At 59.0% G+C, this 251-nt stretch carries 1 rRNA gene; it reads right to left on the reverse strand.

What is annotated here, in order from left to right:
* Positions 1-168 precede the first annotated feature (168 nt).
* Positions 169-251 (reverse strand): 16S ribosomal RNA (locus ADK65_RS08435); the annotation flags it as partial.

A 251-nucleotide genomic window follows, 5' to 3' on the forward strand; every position in this document is an offset into this window, starting at 1 on the left:
GTTGACCAGATCAGCGTTCCACGCCCCGAAGGGCAGTACTAGCGCCTGATCCATCCTGGATCGTGCCGAGTAGTCAACGTTCCACCCATGAGCAACCAGTGCGAGACGTTCGCTCGCATGCTGGCCTCTGAACCAGCCCCGAAGGACCGGCTTAGAAGTGCTCCTTAGAAAGGAGGTGATCCAGCCGCACCTTCCGGTACGGCTACCTTGTTACGACTTCGTCCCAATCGCCAGTCCCACCTTCGACAGCT

The sequence above is a fragment of the Streptomyces sp. NRRL B-1140 genome (genome assembly GCF_001280065.1).
In the GTDB taxonomy this organism is placed as follows: Bacteria; Actinomycetota; Actinomycetes; order Streptomycetales; family Streptomycetaceae; genus Streptomyces.